Origin of the sequence: Allobosea sp. R86505 (assembly GCF_042466375.1) — a bacterium.
In the GTDB taxonomy this organism is placed as follows: Bacteria; Pseudomonadota; Alphaproteobacteria; order Rhizobiales; family Beijerinckiaceae; genus Allobosea.
Map to the genome: position 1 here is coordinate 1,493,058 of NZ_JAXHPY010000001.1, position 19,716 is coordinate 1,512,773.

At 65.8% G+C, this 19,716-nt stretch carries 17 protein-coding genes; 15 read left to right on the forward strand and 2 right to left on the reverse strand.

Annotation, left to right across the window (positions count from 1 at the left end; all coding sequences use genetic code 11):
• Nucleotides 1-102: 102 nt before the first annotated feature.
• The 7 genes from pstS (at nucleotide 103) to SJY11_RS07170 (ending at nucleotide 7,025) form a co-directional block, all read left to right on the forward strand.
• A complete protein-coding gene (gene pstS / locus SJY11_RS07140; protein WP_376985921.1) occupies nucleotides 103-1,128 on the forward strand; it encodes a phosphate ABC transporter substrate-binding protein PstS in 1,026 nt (341 codons plus the stop codon).
• A 163-nt stretch (nucleotides 1,129-1,291) separates the two neighbouring features.
• Nucleotides 1,292-2,263, forward strand: coding sequence for a phosphate ABC transporter permease subunit PstC (pstC, locus tag SJY11_RS07145; RefSeq protein WP_376985922.1), 972 nt, complete (start codon nucleotides 1,292-1,294; stop codon nucleotides 2,261-2,263).
• Between the two features lie 14 nt (nucleotides 2,264-2,277).
• Nucleotides 2,278-3,168 carry a phosphate ABC transporter permease PstA gene (pstA, locus tag SJY11_RS07150; protein WP_376985923.1) on the forward strand — a complete coding sequence of 297 codons (891 nt, stop codon included), beginning with the start codon at nucleotides 2,278-2,280 and terminating at the stop codon, nucleotides 3,166-3,168.
• Nucleotides 3,169-3,214: 46 nt separating this feature from the next.
• Nucleotides 3,215-4,015 (forward strand): phosphate ABC transporter ATP-binding protein PstB, encoded by an 801-nt coding sequence (pstB, locus tag SJY11_RS07155; RefSeq protein WP_267521364.1) that lies wholly within the window; start codon nucleotides 3,215-3,217, stop codon nucleotides 4,013-4,015.
• 42 nt (nucleotides 4,016-4,057) lie between these two features.
• On the forward strand, nucleotides 4,058-4,777 hold the full coding sequence (phoU, locus tag SJY11_RS07160) for a phosphate signaling complex protein PhoU (protein WP_376985924.1): 720 nt from the start codon (nucleotides 4,058-4,060) through the stop codon (nucleotides 4,775-4,777).
• Between the two features lie 124 nt (nucleotides 4,778-4,901).
• Nucleotides 4,902-5,600, forward strand: a complete 699-nt coding sequence (phoB, locus tag SJY11_RS07165) for a phosphate regulon transcriptional regulator PhoB (protein ID WP_267521366.1) — start codon at nucleotides 4,902-4,904, stop codon at nucleotides 5,598-5,600.
• A gap of 162 nt (nucleotides 5,601-5,762) precedes the next feature.
• Nucleotides 5,763-7,025, forward strand: coding sequence for a TIGR03862 family flavoprotein (locus tag SJY11_RS07170; RefSeq protein WP_376985925.1), 1,263 nt, complete (start codon nucleotides 5,763-5,765; stop codon nucleotides 7,023-7,025).
• Nucleotides 7,026-7,176: 151 nt separating this feature from the next.
• Here the strand turns inward: SJY11_RS07170 and SJY11_RS07175 are convergent, their stop codons facing one another.
• Nucleotides 7,177-7,629 carry a tetratricopeptide repeat protein gene (locus SJY11_RS07175; protein WP_376985926.1) on the reverse strand — a complete coding sequence of 151 codons (453 nt, stop codon included), beginning with the start codon at nucleotides 7,627-7,629 and terminating at the stop codon, nucleotides 7,177-7,179.
• Nucleotides 7,630-7,843: 214 nt separating this feature from the next.
• On the opposite strand from SJY11_RS07175, the gene uvrB reads away from it, so the two are divergent.
• Nucleotides 7,844-10,519: an excinuclease ABC subunit UvrB gene (gene uvrB / locus SJY11_RS07180; protein ID WP_376985927.1), complete on the forward strand. Its 2,676-nt coding sequence runs from the start codon at nucleotides 7,844-7,846 to the stop codon at nucleotides 10,517-10,519.
• A gap of 252 nt (nucleotides 10,520-10,771) precedes the next feature.
• Here uvrB and SJY11_RS07185 read toward each other — a convergent pair whose 3' ends face one another.
• Nucleotides 10,772-11,824 (reverse strand): hypothetical protein, encoded by a 1,053-nt coding sequence (locus SJY11_RS07185; RefSeq protein WP_376985928.1) that lies wholly within the window; start codon nucleotides 11,822-11,824, stop codon nucleotides 10,772-10,774.
• Nucleotides 11,825-12,258: 434 nt separating this feature from the next.
• Here SJY11_RS07185 and SJY11_RS07190 point away from each other — a divergent pair, with 434 nt between their 5' ends.
• From SJY11_RS07190 to sucD, 7 genes are all read left to right on the forward strand, one after another.
• Entirely contained in the window at nucleotides 12,259-12,552 is a 294-nt protein-coding gene (locus SJY11_RS07190; RefSeq protein WP_376985929.1) for a hypothetical protein, read from the forward strand.
• Nucleotides 12,553-13,275: 723 nt separating this feature from the next.
• On the forward strand, nucleotides 13,276-14,193 hold the full coding sequence (locus SJY11_RS07195; RefSeq protein WP_376985930.1) for a PepSY-associated TM helix domain-containing protein: 918 nt from the start codon (nucleotides 13,276-13,278) through the stop codon (nucleotides 14,191-14,193).
• 286 nt (nucleotides 14,194-14,479) lie between these two features.
• Nucleotides 14,480-15,658 (forward strand): cell division protein ZapE, encoded by a 1,179-nt coding sequence (gene zapE / locus SJY11_RS07200; RefSeq protein ID WP_376985931.1) that lies wholly within the window; start codon nucleotides 14,480-14,482, stop codon nucleotides 15,656-15,658.
• 42 nt (nucleotides 15,659-15,700) lie between these two features.
• Nucleotides 15,701-16,300 (forward strand): TetR/AcrR family transcriptional regulator, encoded by a 600-nt coding sequence (locus tag SJY11_RS07205; protein WP_376985932.1) that lies wholly within the window; start codon nucleotides 15,701-15,703, stop codon nucleotides 16,298-16,300.
• 262 nt (nucleotides 16,301-16,562) lie between these two features.
• Nucleotides 16,563-17,525 (forward strand): malate dehydrogenase, encoded by a 963-nt coding sequence (gene mdh, locus SJY11_RS07210; protein WP_376985933.1) that lies wholly within the window; start codon nucleotides 16,563-16,565, stop codon nucleotides 17,523-17,525.
• Between the two features lie 94 nt (nucleotides 17,526-17,619).
• Nucleotides 17,620-18,816: an ADP-forming succinate--CoA ligase subunit beta gene (sucC, locus tag SJY11_RS07215; RefSeq protein ID WP_326905683.1), complete on the forward strand. Its 1,197-nt coding sequence runs from the start codon at nucleotides 17,620-17,622 to the stop codon at nucleotides 18,814-18,816.
• A 9-nt stretch (nucleotides 18,817-18,825) separates the two neighbouring features.
• On the forward strand, nucleotides 18,826-19,710 hold the full coding sequence (gene sucD / locus SJY11_RS07220; protein WP_069056452.1) for a succinate--CoA ligase subunit alpha: 885 nt from the start codon (nucleotides 18,826-18,828) through the stop codon (nucleotides 19,708-19,710).
• The last annotated feature ends 6 nt before the right edge of the window (nucleotides 19,711-19,716 follow it).

Consider the following 19,716-nt stretch of genomic DNA (forward strand, 5'->3'; position numbering starts at 1 on the left):
GTGACGACTTGATGACAGCTCGCGTGACGAAATGTCATGAAGCTGTCATGCAGACAGTGTTCTGAACGGCTCGCTGAACCTGCGACCCAGAGAGGACATCTCATGCGCAAACTTCTCATTCTCGCGGCCGCGACGATCGGTCTGTCCGGTGTGGCCCAGGCCGCCGACATCACCGGCGCCGGCGCGACCTTCCCCTTCCCGATCTATTCGAAGTGGGCCGAGGCCTACAAGAAAGAGACCAATATCGGTCTCAACTACCAGTCGATCGGCTCGGGTGGCGGCATCCGCCAGATCAAGGCCAAGACCGTCGCCTTCGGCGCCACCGACGCCCCGCTCAAGGGCGAGGACCTCGCCAAGGACGGCCTCATCCAGTTCCCGACCGTGATGGGCGGCGTCGTGCCCGCCATCAACATCGCCGGCATCGACGCCCGCCAGCTCAAGCTGACCGGCCCGCTGATCGCCGAGATCTACATGGGCACCGTCAAGAAGTGGAACGATCCCAAGATCGTTGCCCTGAACCCCGGCCTGAAGCTGCCCGACGCCAACATCACCCCCGTCTACCGCTCGGACGGATCGGGCACGACCTTCGTCTTCACCGATTACCTCTCGAAGGTCTCGGCCGACTGGAAGTCCAAGGTCGGCACCAACACCTCGGTGCAGTGGGCTGTCGGCATCGGCGGCAAGGGCAATGAGGGCGTCTCGGCTTCGGTGAAGCAGGTCGCCAACTCGATTGGCTATGTCGAGTATGCCTATGCCAAGCAGAACAAGCTGAGCTACGCGCTGATCCAGAACGCCGACGGCAACTTCCCGGATCCGGACGACAAGTCCTTCCAGGCGGCGGCCGCCAATGCCGACTGGAACGCCGCTCCCGGCTTCGGCATCTCGCTCAACAACCAGAAGGGCGCCCAGGCCTGGCCGATCACCGCCGCGACCTTCCTGCTCGTCCATGCCAAGCCGGAGAAGCCGGAAGAGGTCGGCGCCGCGCTGAAGTTCGTCGACTGGGCCTTCAAGAACGGCGACAAGCTCGCTCTCGACCTCGAATACGTGCCGCTGCCGGCCAATGTGAAGGACCAGGTCCGCGCCTCCTGGAAGGGCGTCACCGACCCGGCCGGCAAGCCGATCTTCTGATCCACAACCAAGCGGGGGCGAGGCGGGTCATCCCGCCTCGCCTCGTCTCTCCCGGCCCCCATCCCCAGCAGCGGCGACCGCGGCTGCTGGGGATGGGGGCCCGCCCGAGAGGCCCGCTCCCCTCAGCCGCTTCGCCATTTTCGTTCCGACCGGAGTTCCACGGATGACCGCCGTGACCGACCCAATGAGCATTCCGGCCGCGCGCCCCCAGCGCAAGACGCCGAAGGGCACCTTCGACATCATCTTCCGCAATGCGAGCTTCGCCTCGGCGCTGTTCGTGCTGATCCTGCTCGCCGGCATCATGCTGTCGATGGTCATCGGCGGCTGGCCGGCCTTCAAGGCCTTCGGGCTCGGCTTCATCACCGGCTCACAATGGGACACGCAGGCCGATGTCTATGGCGCCTGGCCGGCGATCGCCGGCACCCTGACGACCGCATTCATCGCGCTGCTGATCGGCGTGCCGCTGTCGCTGGGTATCGCGGTCTATCTGACGCAACTCGCCCCGCTGTGGTTCAAGCAGCCGGTCTCGACCGCCATCGAACTGCTCGCCGCCGTGCCCTCGATCATCTACGGCATGTGGGGGCTGTTCGTCTTCGTTCCGCTGTTTGCGGCCTATGTGCAGGTGCCGCTCTCGAACATCGTCGAGGGGATGCCGATCGTCGGCACGATCCTATATTCGCGCTCGCCCTCGGGGCTGGGCATCCTGACGGCGGGCATCATCCTGGCCTTCATGATCATTCCCTTCATCGCCTCGATCGTGCGCGACATGCTCGACCAGATCCCCTCCGTGCTGCGCGAGAGCGCCTATGGCATCGGGGCGACGACCTGGGAGGTGGTGCGCCATGTGCTCGTGCCGCAGGCCGGCGTCTCGATCATCGGCGCGATCATGCTCGGGCTCGGCCGAGCGCTCGGCGAGACCATGGCGGTGACCTTCGTCGTCGGCAACGCCAACCGTCTCTCGGGGTCGATCATGGATCCGGGCTCGACCATCGCCTCGCGCATCGCCAATGAATTCAACGAGGCGCTGGGCCTGCAGATGAATGCGTTGATCGGTCTCGGCTGCATCCTCTTCTTCGTCACCTTCGTCGTCCTCGTCATCGCGCGCATCCTCGTCGCACGCGTCAAGACCTTCTGAGCGGGTTGAAGATCATGAGCCTGACGACACCCTCCACCGTCCGTGAACTCCCCCCGACGACCTGGGGCCGGGTTCGCCAGTCGCGTCGCGTCGCCGACAAGTCGATGCGGATCATCACGGCCAGTTTCACCGTCATCGCGATCTCCGTGCTGTTCTGGATTCTCGGGATGCTGATCGTGAAGGGCATCGGCGGCTTGTCCGTCGCCACCTTCACGCAGATCACGCCCGGCCCCGGCTCGGAGGGTGGTGGCCTCGCCAACGCCATCGCCGGCTCGGTCATCCTGACCTTCCTCGGCATCGTCGTGGCGACGCCGATCGGCGTACTCGCCGGGACCTATCTCGCCGAGTACGGCAAGGGCTCGAAGCTCGCCGACCTGATCCGCTTCATCAACGACATCCTGCTCTCGGCGCCGTCGATCCTGATCGGCCTGTTCGTCTACGTCATCCTGGTCGAGCCGCTGGGCGGCTATTCCGGCTGGGCCGGCGGCGTCGCGCTCGGCATCATCGCGATCCCGGTCATCGTGCGCACCACCGAGGACATGCTGCGCCTCGTGCCGGGGCCGCTGCGCGAGGCCGGCTCGGCGCTCGGCGCGCCTCCGTCGGTGGTCATCACCTCGATCACCTGGAAGGCCGCCAAGGCCGGCATGGTCACCGGTATCCTGCTCGCGCTCGCCCGCATCGCCGGCGAGACGGCGCCGCTGATCTTCACCGCGCTAAACAACAATTTCTGGTTCTCGGCCGATCTGATGGGCGGCGTCTCCAACCTGCCGGTGACGATCTACATGTTCGCCTCGGCGCCGTATGAGAACTGGCAGCAGCTCGCCTGGGCCGGCTCGCTGATCATCACCATGTCCATCCTGCTGCTTTCGATCATCGCCCGCCGCATCGTCCGCGGTAGCAAGTAAGACCAGCGCCTTCCCACCGTCGCGTCCGATCCGAAGGAACCCTTCGATGCTGTCCACCCTCGAACTCAGCCCGCAGACGCTCGATGCCGATGCGCCCGTCCGGATCGCGGTGAAGAACCTCGATTTCTACTATGGCGAGCACAAGGCGCTGAAGAACATCAATCTCGACTTCCGCGACCGGCACGTCACCGCGCTGATCGGCCCCTCGGGCTGCGGCAAGTCGACCCTGCTGCGAATCTTCAACCGGATCTACTCGCTCTACCCCGAGCAGAAGGCGACCGGCGAGGTGATGCTGGACGGGCGCAACGTCATCTCCAACGACGTCGACGTCAACGAGCTGCGCTCGCGCATCGGCATGGTCTTCCAGAAGCCGACGCCCTTCCCGATGTCGATCTACGACAACGTCGCCTTCGGCATCCGCCTCTACGAGAAGCCGCCGAAGTCCGAGCTCGACGACCGCGTCGAGGGCGCGCTGCGCCGTGCCGCGCTGTGGGACGAGGTCAAGGACAAACTCAAGACCTCCGGCATGGGTCTCTCCGGCGGCCAGCAGCAGCGCCTGTGCATCGCGCGCACCATCGCCCAGAAGCCCGAGGTCATCCTGTTCGACGAGCCGACCTCGGCGCTCGACCCGATCTCGACCGGCAAGATCGAGGACCTGCTCGAGCAGCTGAAGACCGACTTCACCATCGTCATCGTCACCCACAACATGCAGCAGGCGGCGCGCATCTCGCAGTACACCGCCTTCATGTATCTCGGCGAGGTGATCGAGTTCGACGCGACCAACACGATCTTCATGAACCCAGGCAAGAAGCAGACGCAGGATTACGTCACCGGCCGATTCGGCTGACTGCCCTCCGCTTCAGCCCCGCATTCGAAGGACCTAGCCGCGATGACCGACCATATCGTTCGCTCCTACGACGCCGATCTCGAGTCGCTGCGCCGCAGCCTCGCCGAGATGGGCGGGATGTCCGAGCGCATGCTCGGCGACTCCACCGTTGCGCTGGTGCGCCGCGACACGACGCTGGCCCAGAAGGTGATCTCGGCCGACCAGCGCCTCGACAACCTGCAGCGCGACGTCGAGGAGCGCGCCGTGCTGACGATCGCCCGGCGCCAGCCTCTCGCCCAGGACCTGCGCGAGCTGATCTCGGCGATCCGCATCGCGTCGGACATCGAGCGCGTCGGCGACCTCGCCAAGAACATCGCCAAGCGCGCCGTGGCGATCTCCGGCCAGTTCTCGCCGCCGCACCGGGCCGTGGTCGGGCTCGAGCATATGAGCCGGCTTGTCCAGGCGCAGCTCAAGGACGTGCTCGACGCCTACGCCACCAGCAATGAGCAGAAGGCCCTCGATGTCTGGCACCGCGACGGCGAGATCGACGCGCTCTACACCTCGCTCTTCCGCGAGCTTCTGACCTACATGATGGAAGATCCGCGCAACATCACCTTCTGCACGCATCTCCTGTTCTGCGCCAAGAACGTCGAGCGCATCGGCGACCACACCACCAACATCGCCGAGACGATCCACTATCTCGTCACCGGCGAGTCGCTCGACATCAACCGTCCCAAGCTCGAGACCACCGACATCACGGTTGAGGCCGTGACGGGGAGCTGACATTGCAGCACGTCATGGTCGGGCTTGACCCGACCATCTCCGAAACCGGGACCCTCCGGTCGCCGAGATTCTCGGGTCAAGCCCGAGAATGACGCCTGCACCACCCATTATCTGGAACCGTGCCATGGCCGCCCGCATCCTGATCGTCGAGGACGAGGAACCCCTCACCCTGCTGCTGCGCTACAATCTCGAGGCCGAGGGCTTCGTGGTTGACAGCGTGGCGCGCGGCGACGACGCCGAGCTGCACCTGCGCGACAACACGCCCGATCTCGTGCTGCTGGACTGGATGCTGCCGGGGCTGTCGGGCATCGAACTCTGCCGCCGGCTGCGGGCGCGCCGCGACACCGAGCGGGTGCCGATCATCATGCTCACCGCGCGTGGCGAGGAGACCGAGCGGGTGCGCGGGCTCGCCACCGGCGCAGACGACTATGTCGTCAAGCCGTTCTCCCTGCCGGAGCTGATCGCGCGCATCCAGGCGCTGCTGCGCCGGGCGAAGCCCGGCCATGTCGCCGGTCTGCTGACGGCCGGTGATCTCGAACTCGACCGCACAACGCGGCGCGTGCGCCGCTCCGGCGAGGAGCTGCATCTGGGCCCGACCGAGTTCCGCCTGCTCGAATTCCTGATGCAGGCGCCGGGCCGGGTCTATTCGCGCGCGCAACTGCTCGACGCCGTCTGGGGCCGCGACGTCTATATCGACGAGCGCACCGTCGACGTGCATGTCGGGCGCCTGCGCAAGGCGATCACGCCGGGCGACGCCAAGGACCCGCTGCGCACGGTCCGCGGCGCGGGCTACGCCTTCGACGAGACCTTTGCGCGGGCGTGAGGCGAACCGTCATGCTCGGGCGCAGACCCGAGCATCTCGTGACGATGAGGCTCCGCTGCCGTGCCGGCCAGAGATTCTCGGGTCAAGCCCGAGAATGACGAGCGTGCGTCCGCCGACGCCTGATCGCTTGACCCGCGACGCCCGACGGCGCAAGCCGACCCGATGCACAGCAAAGACATCGCCATCATCGGCGCCGGCCCCGCCGGGCTGATCGCCGCCGAGCGGCTGGCGCAGGCCGGCCACCGCGTCACGATCCATGAGCGGATGCCGTCGCCGGCGCGGAAATTCCTGCTCGCCGGGCGCGGCGGGCTGAACCTGACCCATTCCGAGCCGCTGGAGACCTTCCTGCCGCATTACGGCGCGGCGCGGGACTGGCTCGAACCGGCCGTCGCGGCCTTCCCGCCGCAGGCACTGCGCGACTGGGCCGATGGCCTCGGCGCGGAGAGCTTCATTGGCACCAGCGGTCGCGTTTTCCCGAAGGCGATGAAGGCCTCGCCGCTGCTGCGCGCCTGGCTGCGCCGGCTCGACGGTCTCGGCGTGCGGCTCGAAGCCGGCCGGCGCTGGACCGGCTGGAACGACGAGGGCGAACTGACCTTCGCTACGGCGGCCGGCGAGGTAACGCTCACGCCGGATGCGACGCTGCTGGCGCTGGGCGGGGCGAGCTGGCCGCGGCTGGGCTCCGATGGCGGCTGGGTTCCGCTGCTGGCGGGGAGGGGCGTCGCGGTGGCGCCGCTGCGGCCGGCCAATGGCGGCTTCGCGGTAGCTTGGTCGCAGACGCTGCGCGAGCGTTTCGCCGGCGCGCCGCTGAAGCGGATTACGTTGTGCTTTGCCGGCAAAAAGATTGCGGGCGAGGCGATGATCGACGCCCATGGGCTGGAGGGCGGCGCGATCTATGCGCTGTCGGGGCCGCTGCGCGAGGCGATCGCGCGGGACGGTTCGGCGGTGCTGGAGATCGACCTGCGTCCGGATCTCGACCTCGCCCGGCTGACCGAGAAGCTCGGCAAGCGCCGGCCGGGCGAGACGCTCAGCAACCATCTGCGCAAGGCGGCAGGGCTCTCGCCGGCGGCGGTCGCCGTGCTGCGCGACAGCGTCGCGGGAAAGCTCGACGAAAACCCCGCGGCGCTCGCGGCGGCGATCAAGAGTGCGCCGTTGCGCCTGACCGGGACGATGCCGATCGACCGGGCGATCTCCAGCGCCGGCGGCATCGCGGCCTCCGAGATCGACGCAGGCTTCATGCTGCGGCGCCTGCCAGGCGTTTTCGTCGCCGGCGAGATGCTGGACTGGGAAGCGCCGACCGGCGGCTATCTGCTGCAGGGCTGCTTCGCCACCGGCGTCGCTGCGGCGGCGGGGATAGTGGGTTGGCTGGGGCGGGGAAACCTCGACGGAGAACCCTCTCCCGTAGGGAGAGGGCAGGGTGAGGGGTAGGCCGCTTGACGGTGGCGTGAGACCTCACCGGCGCAGCGATTGGGTTGGCGCTTTGCTGGTTGAGGGGCCGACACCTCTCCCCTGCCCCTCTCCTTACAGGAGAGGGGTTCCCCGCGATTCCGGGTCGCGGTCGAGCCCGAGAATGACGCGCCTACCGCCCCTCCGCCTTCGCGATGGCCTCGTCGAGGTCCTGCCATTCGTGGCAGCGGCCGCAGAGGCTGGCGAGCTTGGCGAGGTTGGCCTTGGCCGAGGCCATGTCGCCGGTCTCGATGAACCATTCGCCCTGATATTCGAGCGCGGGCAGGAAGGTCGGGTCGCGCATCAGCGCGGCGTCGTAATACTGCTTCGAGAGCGGGTAGTTCTTCAGCTTGCGGTGCGAGAAGGCGAGCCAGTTCAGCAGCACGGGCGAGTGCGGCGAGCGCTTCAGCAGCACCTCCAGCTTCTCGATGGCGGGCGGGAAGTTCTTCTCCTCGATCCAGCGGCGCGCCTGGCGGTATTCCGGGTCCTCGTCCAGCCAGGTCCAGTCCGGCCCGACCGCCTGCGCCCCCGCCGCGGCGAGCAGGGCGGCGGCTCCCGCCATGATCGCAATGACGCGTCGGCGCATGGCGTGTCCTCATGAGGTGAAGGCGATAGGGTGCGCGCGCGTTGCCGCTCGCAGTGGTCCGCGATCATGGCGACATCGCATGACAAGTCCATTGCGAAAGGGCGTCCGCCACCCCTCCGAAACGGCGCCACTCCTGCCAGCTCCTGTCACCAGTGCGCTCCCCCATGCGCCGCACCCTCTCGCGCGCGGCGGGGATGCACCCCATATTGCCGGGATGTCCGACACACCCGCCAAAGACTCGCCCGCCAAACCCAAGCCCGCCAAGAAGCCGTCCTCGGCGCGCACGCCCAATTCCAAGGCGTCTCGGCAGGAGCTGAAGCCGCTGGAGGGCTATCTCGCCGATCTGCTCAACCCGGCGATCAACCGCGGCAAGGCCGTGCCCGGCGGCGCGGCCGGGTTCTCCGACAAGCCGCAGGCCGGCTATGAGGCGAAGCCGAGCTACGCAACGGAACGGCCCGGCGGCGAGGAGAGGCCCAGGCGCAAGCTCTCGAAAAAGGCCGATGCCGCCTTCATCGGGGCGGAGGGCGCTGCTGCCGCGACCGCGACCTCGCTGCAGACGCTGCTGGAGAGCGGCAACCCCTTCATCGAGCCGGGCAAGGCCTGGGTGCCGCACCGCCCGCCGCGGCCGGACAAGTCCGAGGGCGGCATCCGCTTCCGGATGAATTCGGAATACGAGCCCGCCGGCGACCAACCGGCCGCGATCGCCGAGCTGGTCGAGGGCATTGCCCGGCAGGAGCGCGACCAGGTGCTGCTCGGCGTCACCGGCTCGGGCAAGACCTTCACCATGGCGCAGGTGATCGAGAAGACGCAGCGCCCGGCGCTGATCCTGGCGCCGAACAAGACGCTGGCGGCGCAGCTCTATGGCGAGTTCAAGAGCTTCTTCCCCGACAACGCGGTCGAGTATTTCGTCTCCTATTACGACTACTACCAGCCCGAGGCCTATGTGCCGCGCTCGGACACCTTCATCGAGAAGGAGTCGTCCATCAACGAGCAGATCGACCGGATGCGCCATTCGGCGACGCGTTCGCTGATCGAGCGCGACGACGTCATCATCGTCGCCTCGGTGTCCTGCATCTACGGTATCGGCTCGGTCGAGACCTATACGGCGATGACCTTCGGCATCAAGCTGGGTGAGCGTGTCGAGCAGCGCCAGCTCATCGCCGATCTGGTGGCGCTGCAATACAAGCGCACCCAGCACGACTTCACCCGCGGCAGCTTCCGCGTGCGCGGCGACGTGATCGAGCTGTTCCCGGCGCACTATGAGGACCGCGCCTGGCGCATCGGCCTGTTCGGCGACGAGGTCGAGAGCATCGCCGAGTTCGACCCGCTGACGGGGCAGAAGACCGCCGACCTCGAATTCGTCAAGGTCTACGGCAATTCGCACTACACCACGCCGCGGCCGACGCTGACCCAGGCCGTGAAGAGCATCAAGGAGGAGCTGAAGGCGCGCCTCGACGAGCTCAATTCGATGGGCCGCTTCCTCGAGGCGCAGCGGCTCGACCAGCGCTGCACCTTCGACATCGAGATGATCGAGGCCACCGGCTCCTGCAACGGCATCGAGAACTATTCGCGCTATCTCACCGGCCGCAAGCCGGGCGAGCCGCCGCCGACGCTGTTCGAATACCTGCCCGACAATGCGCTGGTCTTCACCGATGAGAGCCATGTCACCGTGCCGCAGATCGGCGGCATGTATCGCGGCGACTTTCGGCGCAAGGCGACGCTGGCGGAATACGGCTTCCGCCTGCCCTCCTGCATGGACAACCGGCCGCTGCGCTTCGAGGAATGGGACGCGATGCGCCCGCAATCGGTGCATGTCTCGGCGACGCCGGGCTCCTGGGAGATGGAGCAGACCGGCGGCGTCTTCACCGAGCAGGTCATCCGCCCGACCGGGCTGATCGACCCGCCGGTCGAGATCCGCCCCGCCAAGCACCAGGTCGCCGACCTCCTCGACGAGATCAAGGAGGTCACGGCGCAGGGCTACCGCACGCTCGTCACCGTGCTGACCAAGCGCATGGCCGAGGACCTGACCGAGTATCTGCACGAGAACGGCGTCCGTGTCAGATACATGCATTCCGACATCGACACGATCGAGCGCATCGAGATCCTGCGCGATCTGCGGCTGGGCGCCTTCGACGTCCTCGTCGGCATCAACCTGCTGCGCGAGGGGCTCGACATTCCCGAATGCGGGTTCGTCGCCATTCTCGACGCCGACAAGGAGGGCTTCCTCCGCTCCGAGACCTCGCTGATCCAGACGATCGGCCGCGCCGCCCGCAATGTCGACGGCAAGGTCATCCTCTATGCCGACCACATCACCGGCTCGATGGAGCGGGCGCTGGCCGAGACCAGCCGCCGCCGCGAGAAGCAGCTCGCCTATAATGCCGAGCACGGCATCACGCCGCAGACGATCAAGCGCGCCATCGGCGACATTCTCGGCAGCGTCTATGAGCGCGACCATGTCACCGTCGATGCCGGGCTCGGCACGCCGGCAGCCGGGCACAATTTCAAGGCGGCGCTGGCCGATCTCGAAAAGCGCATGCGCGAGGCCGCGGCCGATCTCGAATTCGAGACCGCCGCCCGGCTGCGCGACGAGATCAAGCGCCTGCAGGCGACCGAACTCGCCATCTCCGACGATCCGCTCGCCCGCCAGGGCGATGTCGAGGCCTCGGCCGGCAAGTACAAGGGCGAGCGCAGCTATGGCGACAGCGCCAACCTGCCGCCGACCCGCGCCCGCAAACCCACCGACGCCGATATGGGCCCGCATAATTTCGGCGGCGGCGAGGGCAAGCCGGTGTCGCGGGCGCTGCCGAAAAAGCCGACGCTCGACGAGATGGGGCCGAGGACCGAGCAGCGGCCGAAGGGGGCTGGGGAGAGACGGGGGCGGAGAGGGTAGGCGGCGGAACCGCGACGCCATCTTCCCTTCTCCCGGATGGGAGAAGGTGGCGCGGAGCGCCGGATGAGGGCCTGCCCTCGCAGCCAGAGGGCGCAACGGCTCCGTTTCGTTTCAGCGACCAGCGGCGGTCCCTCACCCCTGCCCCTCTCCCATCCGGGAGAGGGGTTTCCCGCGCGTGATCTAGGGAGGGCAGCTACACAGGGCGTCGGCGCCTTGTGTGATTTCAATTAGATTCATGATATAAAAACGCAATCAACCATAGAATAATCCACCATTAATCAGAAAAGCTGATTTCGGATATGTTAAATAAGTATATATATAACTTGCAATAACGTTTAACAAAATATTAATAATTATTGTGACACAAAATATAACGATCGTGTTTGAGGGAGAATTCAAGTTATCGATAATTTTATTGTATGATGAATTGTCACCTTCGCTGATTAGTATCACAGTAGGTATAATATTTTTGTATATGCGACGGAATAGCATTTTTGATATATACGAATCAAATATTGAGAATCCAGCCCATATTAACAGCCCAACCGATATAGCATAAACAAGCCTAGACAACGAATCAGATTGACTACCAGAGAAATAAATGTATCCCATTAGAAATATAGCAATACCGATACGGCCGGACTGTGAAAGACAGCCGCGAATAATTTCATACTTAGAAATTAATGATTCGTTTAATTTACTAGTCGGAGTCTTTTCAAGTGAGGAGAACCATTCCTCAGTTATATTCACGAACGCCTTGGCGACAAGAAAATCAACAAAATCTATCGATATTTGAACTGTTTTCCATTCTCTTTGAGCAAATAGTATAAAAAATCCGAAACCATCATCATTCGACGAATCTTTTGAGCCTCTGTCGATTATTGGAAGGGCAGAATCAAGATCTATGTTTATAACGCATCTTTGAGAAACAGCCGTGTTTGGCAATTTCAAAACAAATTCTATCTTTATAACAGCATCAGAAGTAACATCGTGATTATTGAATTGAAGTGCTAAAAATCGTTCCCATGAGCTATATGTAACTGTTTTATCATTTGCATTTTTGACAACAACTGTTACGACAGGAGAAATTACCTGCTCATACATGTGGGTCTGATCAATTAACATTCTGTACAGTCGATCAAAATCGGCGTGCTTTATAACAACATTTCCATTCAATCCCTTTGATAAGTTCTCAGTTTTACCAGTGGCGGCATGATAGATAGCCTGCAATGCAGTTTTTGGCAGCGATCTAATCGTAAGACCATCGTTATTTATGCTATCGTCTGAAATTCTCTCGATGCTCATTGTGCCCCCGATGCATTAGATTTACGCAGCTTATTCCGAACTTGGAACAGTTCAAGAGAAAGGGATCGGCGAACACCATGAGCTGTGGCTGGAATTTCCACCGCCCCCTCCCTTGAATTCCCCGCCCCCACATCGACGGGACAAGTCACCCCCCCCATGGCGCGCCCATCCGTAAGGAACACGGCTCCGGCCGCGTTGCCATGCTTGCCTGACTCCTCGTCCGGCCCCTGCGCCAAGCGCCCCGGCTGATCCCTCGAGCCCGTCAGTCACTCAGCCCTCATCCTCCTAACGGGGCACCTTCTCCCCTCGCGTGAGAAGAGCAGACGCGCCCCGCTTCGACAGCCTGTCTCCGGCCCGCGAGCCCCCCGGAACAATCCTCCCCACGCCCTGTTTCCCGCGAAAGGGCCCTTCCGGCCCCTTCAGGGAGAGAGATCATGTTCAGGACCACCCTCATCCTCGCCGCGCTCGGCGTCGGGCTGGCGCTGGCGCCGGCCGGGGCGCAGACCGCTCCGGCGGCGCCGGACACCACGCCGCTGCCGCCGACGACCTGCAGCGATGCCGAACTGGCCAAGATGAACGCCGAGACCGCCAAGTTGACCGACCCGGACAAGAAGGCGATCGCCATGAAGGAAATGACCCTGGCCGCCGACCGCATGGCCAAGGAGGACATGAAGGGCTGCGCCACCCATCTCGGCAACGCCATCCGGATGATTCCCGGGCGGAGTTGAGGGGCGGTGGGGGCGGCCGTCGATGGGCGCGAGGAACCCCTCTCCTGTAAGGAGAGGGGCAGGGGAGAGGTGTCGGCCCCTGGACCTGCGAAACGCTGAGCCAACCGCAGCCGGCGGGCAGGGTTCGCCCTATCCGGATAACGGCCGACACCTCTCCCTGCCCTCTCCTTACAGGAGAGGGTTCCCCGCGCCTTGGCCGGGCACGTTTGCACCCTGCGACAAACCTTATCCCCGCCCCTCGCACCCGACCCTATTCTCCCCTCGCTCTCCCCGACCGAGGGGGCTTCGCGAGGCGTCGTGTGGCCGGGGAGGGTGCGGTGTTCATGGGGGAAGGCCGTCGCTGGCCGGACGCCATGGAGGTGCCGTCGATCGTCAGGGCCGAAACTGGGCAGGCCCGAGCCCGTGCCGGGACGTAGGGACGACGAGGGACCCCCAGACAACCGCGCGCGGGACGGTGCGGCGGCTGTTGGCGCTGCTTCGACACGACATTCGACATCGACATCGGCACGCAGCCGTCGACTGCGACGCCACCCCGTCCCGCGCATCCCCTCGGATACGCCTTGAAGAGCCCGAAACCCCGCGGCGTGAGCCGGTCGGGGGTTTCGGTGCGTGGTTCCGTCGCCTTGATCCAGCGCAAAGACGAGCGCCCGCCCCATTGCCGCCGGGGCCGTTCCAACTTTAGAATTGTTCCAAGGCGACGCTGCTCTTCCGAAAGTCATCCCCATGATGCTCAAGCCTTACTGGCTGCGGTTCCACCGCTGGATCACGCTCGTCTTCGCCCTGCCGCTGCTGGCGCTGATCCTGAGCGGTCTCGTGCTCTCGGTCGAACCGCTGGCGCAGCGCACGCGCCCCGCGGCGCCGGTGACCGAGGCCTCGGTGCTGGCGGCGCTGCAGAAATTCGATCCGCAGGGCCAGGCGACCGGGCTGACGATCCGCACCTATGACCAGTTGATGACGCTGAACGGCGTCGGGCCGGACGGCTCGGTCGATGTCAGCCTGCGCAGCGGCGAGGAGATCGACGAGCCGGGCTGGGCCGCATGGTTCGGCACGGCGCGGCAGCTGCATGAGCGGCTGCTGCTCGATCTCGGCTGGCTCGTCACCGCCTCGACCATCGCGATGCTGGTGCTGGCGCTGCTGGGCGTGCTGATGGGCTGGCCGCGTTTCCGCAACACGCTGGGCGGCTGGCACAATGTCTCCGCGTGGGTCTTCCTGCCGCTGATCGTGCTGTCGCCGCTGACCGGGCTCGCCATCGCCTTCGGCATCACCCTGATCCCGGCGGCGGCGCCGACGGGCGGGGCGCGGCCGGCGCGGCTGCCGCTGGCGGAGGCGATCCCGCTGGTCGCCCGCGCGCATGACCTCGCCGACCTGACCTCGCTGCGGGTGCGCGGCGGGCGGCTGCTGGCGCGGGTCTATGTCGGCAACCGGCTGACCGGCGTGGTGGTGACGCGCGAGGGTCTCGCGACGCCGCCGATGAACTGGCCGCGCGCGCTGCACGAGGGCAACTGGCATGCGCTCTGGGGCAGCGGGCTCAACCTCGCGCTGTCGCTGGTGCTGGCCGGACTCTGGGGCACGGGGCTGGTGATCTGGGCGAAGCGCCGCTTCCGCAAGCGTAACCCAAGGGCGCGCTTGGCGGCGGCCTGAGGCCGGGGCGGGGGCGGGGCCGTTTTGGGCGGGTCAAGCGCGGGGAACCCCTCCCCCTTGTGGGGAGGGGCAGGGGTGGGGGTGGGGCCGCCTGGTGAGCGCGAGCCGGACCAGCGCGGCTGCAACGGCGATACGGCTCCCTCTTCAGCGACGCGCCCTGGCTTTTCGACCCCCACCCCTTCCCCTCCCCACAAGGGGGAGGGGTTTGCCTCCCTCCGCTCTTGCCGGGCCGGCGGGGCTGCCGTAACCCGGGAGTCCCCAGCGCCTGCCCGAAGACCGCCCCGCCATGACCGCCTCGATCGCCCAACGCTATGCCGCCCTGGTCGAATCCGGGGCGATCGAGCGCGATCCGGCGCAGGTCGTGGTGGTGAAGCGGCTGCAGGGTCTGGCCGAGGCGCTGGCCGCGCAGCGCCTAGCGCAGAAGAGCAGCGCGCTGGGCTGGCTCTTCGGCAAGAAGGCGGCGGCCAGGGACGTGCCCAAGGGGCTCTACATCTGGGGCTCGGTCGGCCGCGGCAAGACCATGCTGATGGATCTGTTCTACGACTCCGTGCCGATGCCGCTGCGGCGGCGGGTGCATTTCCATGAATTCCTGGCCGACGTCCATGGCCGCATCCACGCCTATCGCCAGAAGCTCAAGGCCGGCGAGGTCAAGGATCCGGACCCAATCGGCCCCGTCGCGGCGGAGCTGGCGAAGGAGGCGCGGCTGCTCTGCTTCGACGAGTTCACCGTCACCGACATCGCCGATGCGATGATCCTCGGGCGGCTGTTCACGGCGCTGTTCGCCGCCGGCGTCGTGGTGGTCGCGACCTCGAATGTCGAGCCGTCGCGGCTCTATGAGGGCGGGCTGAACCGGGCGCTGTTTCTGCCCTTCGTGGCGCTGCTGGCCGAGAAGGTCGAGGTGCTCAAGCTCGAGGCGCGCACCGATTTCCGGCTGGAGAAGCTCGGCGGCGCGCCGGTCTATCGTGTGCCGGCCGATGCGGCGGCGGAGGCCGCGCTCGACGACGCCTTCCGCAAGCTCTCCGGCGCGGCGAAGGGCCAGCGCCTCGTCATCGACGTGAAGGGCCACGAGCTGGTGGTGCCGCAGGCGGCGGCCGGCGTGGCGCGGGCGGGCTTCGGCGATCTCTGCAGCAAGGCCTATGGCGCCTCGGACTATATCGCGCTGGCGCAGCGCTTCCACACGCTCGTGCTCGACGATATTCCGGTGCTGGCCGACGAGCAGCGCAACGAGACCAAGCGCTTCATCATTCTGATCGACACGCTCTACGAGCATCATGTGAAGCTCGTCGCCTCGGCGCAGGCCGAGCCGCATGAGCTCTACCGCGCGAAGACCGGACGCGAGGCCTTCGAGTTCGACCGCACGGTCTCGCGGCTGATCGAGATGCGCTCCGACGATTACCTCGGCCTTCCGCATGGCCGGGCGGATTCGGCGGCCTCAGGCGACAGCGGTGGGCTGGTGGAGACGTGAGGATGGTGTCGCTGATGTCAGTCCCCGGGGCCCGATAGCGCCATGACCCAGCGCGAGCCGAGCGAGACCCGCATCCTCACGGTCGCCAGCGAGCATCTGCGTCGGTTCGGGCTGAAGCGCTTCACGGTCGTCGCGGTGGCCGAAGAGGCGGGCATGACCCATGCCAATGTCTATCGCTATTTCCCCTCGCGCGCGGCGCTGGTCGATGCCGTCGTCGATGTCTGGCTGAAGGCGACGGAGCGGCGCCTCGCCGACATCGCCGACGGGCCGGACCCCGCCGACGACAAGCTCGAGCGGCTGATCCTGGCGCTGGCCAAGGCCAATCGCGACCTGCTGGCCGAGGAGCCGCACCTCTTCGCCGCCCTGTCGCAGGCGGTGGCGAAGCGCCATGCCATCAGCCGGCGCAACCGGGCCCGGGTGCGGGCGCTGTTCGAGCGGGTGATCGACGAGGGCATCGCCTCGGGCACCTTCGAGCCGCGCGACCGCGACCGGGCGATCGCCTTCGTCATCGACGCGACCCACCGCTTCATCCATCCTGCGGCGCTGGAGCTGGAATCGGACGTGCCGCAGGCCTCGGTCGATATCCGCCTGTCGACGCTGATCCGCGTCTCGCTGCGGGTGCTGATCAGCGGGATCGTCTGACAAAACGGCGTGACGAATTACATCCCGTGTAAATTGTCATTACAGCCATTCCGTGTCATTCTGGGTCGGTTGACCGGGTGTTTTCCGGTAAGTGCTTGATAAGTCGAGTGTGCGACGAGCCTGTGCCGGGCGGCGGCGGCCTGTGCCGGGCTTGCGCGCCTTATCGCGCGAGGGTTGCGGCAAAAGGGCCATTTGGGCCAAAGGAACGCACGGTTTCGCCGGGACTCCGGCTTTTCGCAGCGTCAGGACAAAGGACTAGGCCATGGCCCGCAAGAAGATCGCCCTCATCGGCGCCGGCCAGATCGGCGGCACGCTCGCCCATCTCGCCGGCTTGAAGGAACTCGGCGACATCGTGCTGTTCGACATCGCCGACGGCATCCCGCAGGGCAAGGGCCTCGACATCGCCGAGTCGGCTCCGGTCGACGGCTTCGACGCTGCCTACAAGGGCACCTCGTCCTATGAGGACATCAAGGGCGCCGATGTGATCATCGTCACCGCCGGCGTGCCGCGCAAGCCCGGCATGAGCCGCGACGACCTGATCGGCATCAACCTCAAGGTGATGAAGGCCGTCGGCGAGGGCATCAAGACCTACGCCCCCAAGGCCTTCGTGATCTGCATCACCAACCCGCTCGACGCGATGGTCTGGGCGCTGCAGAAGTTCTCTGGCCTGAAGCCCAACATGATCTGCGGCATGGCCGGCGTGCTCGACTCCGCCCGCTTCCGCCACTTCCTTGCCGACGAGTTCCAGGTCTCGGTCAAGGACGTCCAGGCCTTCGTGCTCGGCGGCCATGGCGACGACATGGTGCCTCTGGTGCGCTATTCCGGCGTCGCCGGCATCCCGCTGCCCGATCTCGTCAAGATGAAGTGGACGACGCAGGAGCGTCTCGACGCCATCGTCGAGCGCACCCGCAAGGGCGGCGGCGAGATCGTCAACCTGCTCAAGACCGGCTCGGCCTTCTACGCCCCGGCGGCCTCGGCGATTGCGATGGCCGAGAGCTATCTCAAGGACCAGAAGCGCGTCCTGCCGGCGGCTGCCGCGCTGCGCGGCCAGTACGACGTCAAGGACATGTTCGTCGGCGTGCCGGTGGTGATCGGCGCCAAGGGTGTCGAGCGGGTCGTCAAGATCCGCCTCAACGCCGCCGAGAAGGAGATGCTGGCGAAGTCGGTCGCCTCGGTCCAGGGCCTGATCGACGCGTGCAAGGCCATCGATTCGTCACTGGCGTGATCCAGGACGGGCGGGTCCGGTGGTGCGCTCATCGCGCGCCGTGCGGACCCGCCCGCCCCGCCATCCCCCATAAGCTTCCAGGGAAACCGAGCACATGAACATCCACGAATACCAGGGCAAGGCCGTCCTCAAGGAGTTCGGCGCGCCGGTCTCCGCCGGCTTCCCCGCCCTGACGGTGGCGGAGGCGGTCGAGGCCGCCAAGAAGCTGCCGGGACCGCTCTATGTCGTGAAGTCGCAGATCCATGCGGGCGGCCGCGGCAAGGGCAAGTTCAAGGAACTCGGCCCCGACGCCAAGGGCGGCGTGCGTCTCGCCAAGTCGGTCGAGGAGGTCGAGTCCCACGCCAAGGAGATGCTCGGCAACACGCTCGTCACCGCGCAGACCGGCGAGGCCGGCAAGCAGGTCAACCGCCTCTACATCGAGGACGGCTCGGACATCGAGAAGGAGTTCTACCTCTCGGCGCTGGTCGACCGGGAGACCTCGCGCGTCGCCTTCGTCGTCTCGACGGAAGGCGGCATGGACATCGAGGCGGTGGCCCATGACACACCGGAGAAGATCGAGACCTTCTCGGTCGATCCCGCCACCGGCATCATGCCCCATCACGGCCGCAGCATGGCGCGCATCCTCGGCCTCTCCGGCGACCTTGCCAAGCAGGCCGGCACGGTGCTGGGCCAGATCTACACCGCGTTCGTGGCCAAGGACATGGACATGCTGGAGATCAACCCGCTGATCGTGACCAAGCAGGGCCAGATCAAGTGCCTGGACGCCAAGATCTCGTTCGATTCCAACTCGCTCTACCGCCACCCCGAGATCGTCGCGCTGCGCGACACGACGGAAGAGGACGAGAAGGAGATCGAGGCCTCGAAATATGACCTCGCCTATATCGCGCTCGACGGCACGATCGGCTGCATGGTCAATGGCGCGGGCCTGGCCATGGCCACGCTCGACATCATCCAGCTCTATGGGGAATCGCCCGCCAACTTCCTCGACGTCGGCGGCGGCGCCTCGGAAGAGAAGGTGACGGCGGCGTTCAAGATCATCACCGCCGACCCGAAGGTGAAGGGCATCCTGGTCAACATCTTCGGCGGCATCATGAAGTGCGACGTCATCGCGCGCGGCGTCATCGCCGCGGTGAAGGCGGTGGGCCTGCAGGTTCCGCTGGTCGTGCGCCTCGAGGGCACCAACGTCCAGGAAGGCAAGGATATCATCTCGTCCTCGGGCCTCAACGTCATTCCCGCCGACGACCTCGACGACGCCGCGCAGAAGATCGTGGCCGCGATCAAGAAGGCTTGAGGAGCAACCATGTCCATCCTGATCGACAAGAACACCAAGGTCATCTGCCAGGGCTTCACCGGCAAGAACGGGACCTTCCACTCCGAGCAGGCGATCGCCTATGGCACGCAGATGGTCGGCGGCACCTCGCCGGGTAAGGGCGGCTCGCTTCATCTCGGCCTGCCGGTCTTCGACAGCGTCCACGAGGCCAAGGCCAAGACCGGCGCCACCGCATCCGTCGTCTATGTGCCGCCTCCGGGCGCGGCGGACGCGATCTGCGAGGCGATCGATGCCGAGATCCCGCTGATCATCTGCATCACCGAGGGCATCCCGGTGCTCGACATGGTCAAGGTCAAGCGTTCGCTGGTCGGCTCCAAGTCGCGGCTGATCGGGCCCAACTGCCCCGGCGTCGTGACGGCGGGCGAGAGCAAGATCGGCATCATGCCGGCCAACATCTTCAAGCCCGGCTCGGTCGGCATCGTCTCGCGCTCGGGCACGCTGACCTATGAGGCGGTGTTCCAGACCACCCGCGAGGGCCTCGGCCAGACGACCGCGGTCGGCATCGGCGGCGACCCGGTCAAGGGCACCGAGTTCATCGACATGCTCGAGATGTTCCTGGCCGACGACAACACCAAGTCGATCGTGATGATCGGCGAGATCGGCGGCTCGGCCGAAGAGGACGCGGCGCAGTTCATCAAGGACGAGGCCAAGCGCGGTCGCAAGAAGCCGATGGTTGGCTTCATCGCCGGCCGCACGGCCCCTCCCGGCCGCCGCATGGGCCATGCGGGCGCGATCATCTCGGGCGGCAAGGGCGGCGCCGAGGACAAGATCGCGGCGATGGAAGCCGCCGGCATCCGGGTCTCGCCCTCGCCGGCGCGCCTTGGAAAGACCTTGGTCGAAGTGTTGAAGGGCTGAGGTTTT

Bases quoted from the DNA above. Each gene is read 5' to 3' on its own strand.
- pstS (WP_376985921.1), top strand. From the start codon at position 103: ATGCGCAAACTTCTCATTCTCGCGGCCGCGACGATCGGTCTGTCCGGT.
- pstC (WP_376985922.1), top strand. From the start codon at position 1,292: ATGACCGCCGTGACCGACCCAATGAGCATTCCGGCCGCGCGCCCCCAG.
- pstA (WP_376985923.1), top strand. From the start codon at position 2,278: ATGAGCCTGACGACACCCTCCACCGTCCGTGAACTCCCCCCGACGACC.
- pstB (WP_267521364.1), top strand. From the start codon at position 3,215: ATGCTGTCCACCCTCGAACTCAGCCCGCAGACGCTCGATGCCGATGCG.
- phoU (WP_376985924.1), top strand. From the start codon at position 4,058: ATGACCGACCATATCGTTCGCTCCTACGACGCCGATCTCGAGTCGCTG.
- phoB (WP_267521366.1), top strand. From the start codon at position 4,902: ATGGCCGCCCGCATCCTGATCGTCGAGGACGAGGAACCCCTCACCCTG.
- SJY11_RS07170 (WP_376985925.1), top strand. From the start codon at position 5,763: ATGCACAGCAAAGACATCGCCATCATCGGCGCCGGCCCCGCCGGGCTG.
- SJY11_RS07175 (WP_376985926.1), bottom strand. From the start codon at position 7,629: ATGCGCCGACGCGTCATTGCGATCATGGCGGGAGCCGCCGCCCTGCTC.
- uvrB (WP_376985927.1), top strand. From the start codon at position 7,844: ATGTCCGACACACCCGCCAAAGACTCGCCCGCCAAACCCAAGCCCGCC.
- SJY11_RS07185 (WP_376985928.1), bottom strand. From the start codon at position 11,824: ATGAGCATCGAGAGAATTTCAGACGATAGCATAAATAACGATGGTCTT.
- SJY11_RS07190 (WP_376985929.1), top strand. From the start codon at position 12,259: ATGTTCAGGACCACCCTCATCCTCGCCGCGCTCGGCGTCGGGCTGGCG.
- SJY11_RS07195 (WP_376985930.1), top strand. From the start codon at position 13,276: ATGATGCTCAAGCCTTACTGGCTGCGGTTCCACCGCTGGATCACGCTC.
- zapE (WP_376985931.1), top strand. From the start codon at position 14,480: ATGACCGCCTCGATCGCCCAACGCTATGCCGCCCTGGTCGAATCCGGG.
- SJY11_RS07205 (WP_376985932.1), top strand. From the start codon at position 15,701: ATGACCCAGCGCGAGCCGAGCGAGACCCGCATCCTCACGGTCGCCAGC.
- mdh (WP_376985933.1), top strand. From the start codon at position 16,563: ATGGCCCGCAAGAAGATCGCCCTCATCGGCGCCGGCCAGATCGGCGGC.
- sucC (WP_326905683.1), top strand. From the start codon at position 17,620: ATGAACATCCACGAATACCAGGGCAAGGCCGTCCTCAAGGAGTTCGGC.
- sucD (WP_069056452.1), top strand. From the start codon at position 18,826: ATGTCCATCCTGATCGACAAGAACACCAAGGTCATCTGCCAGGGCTTC.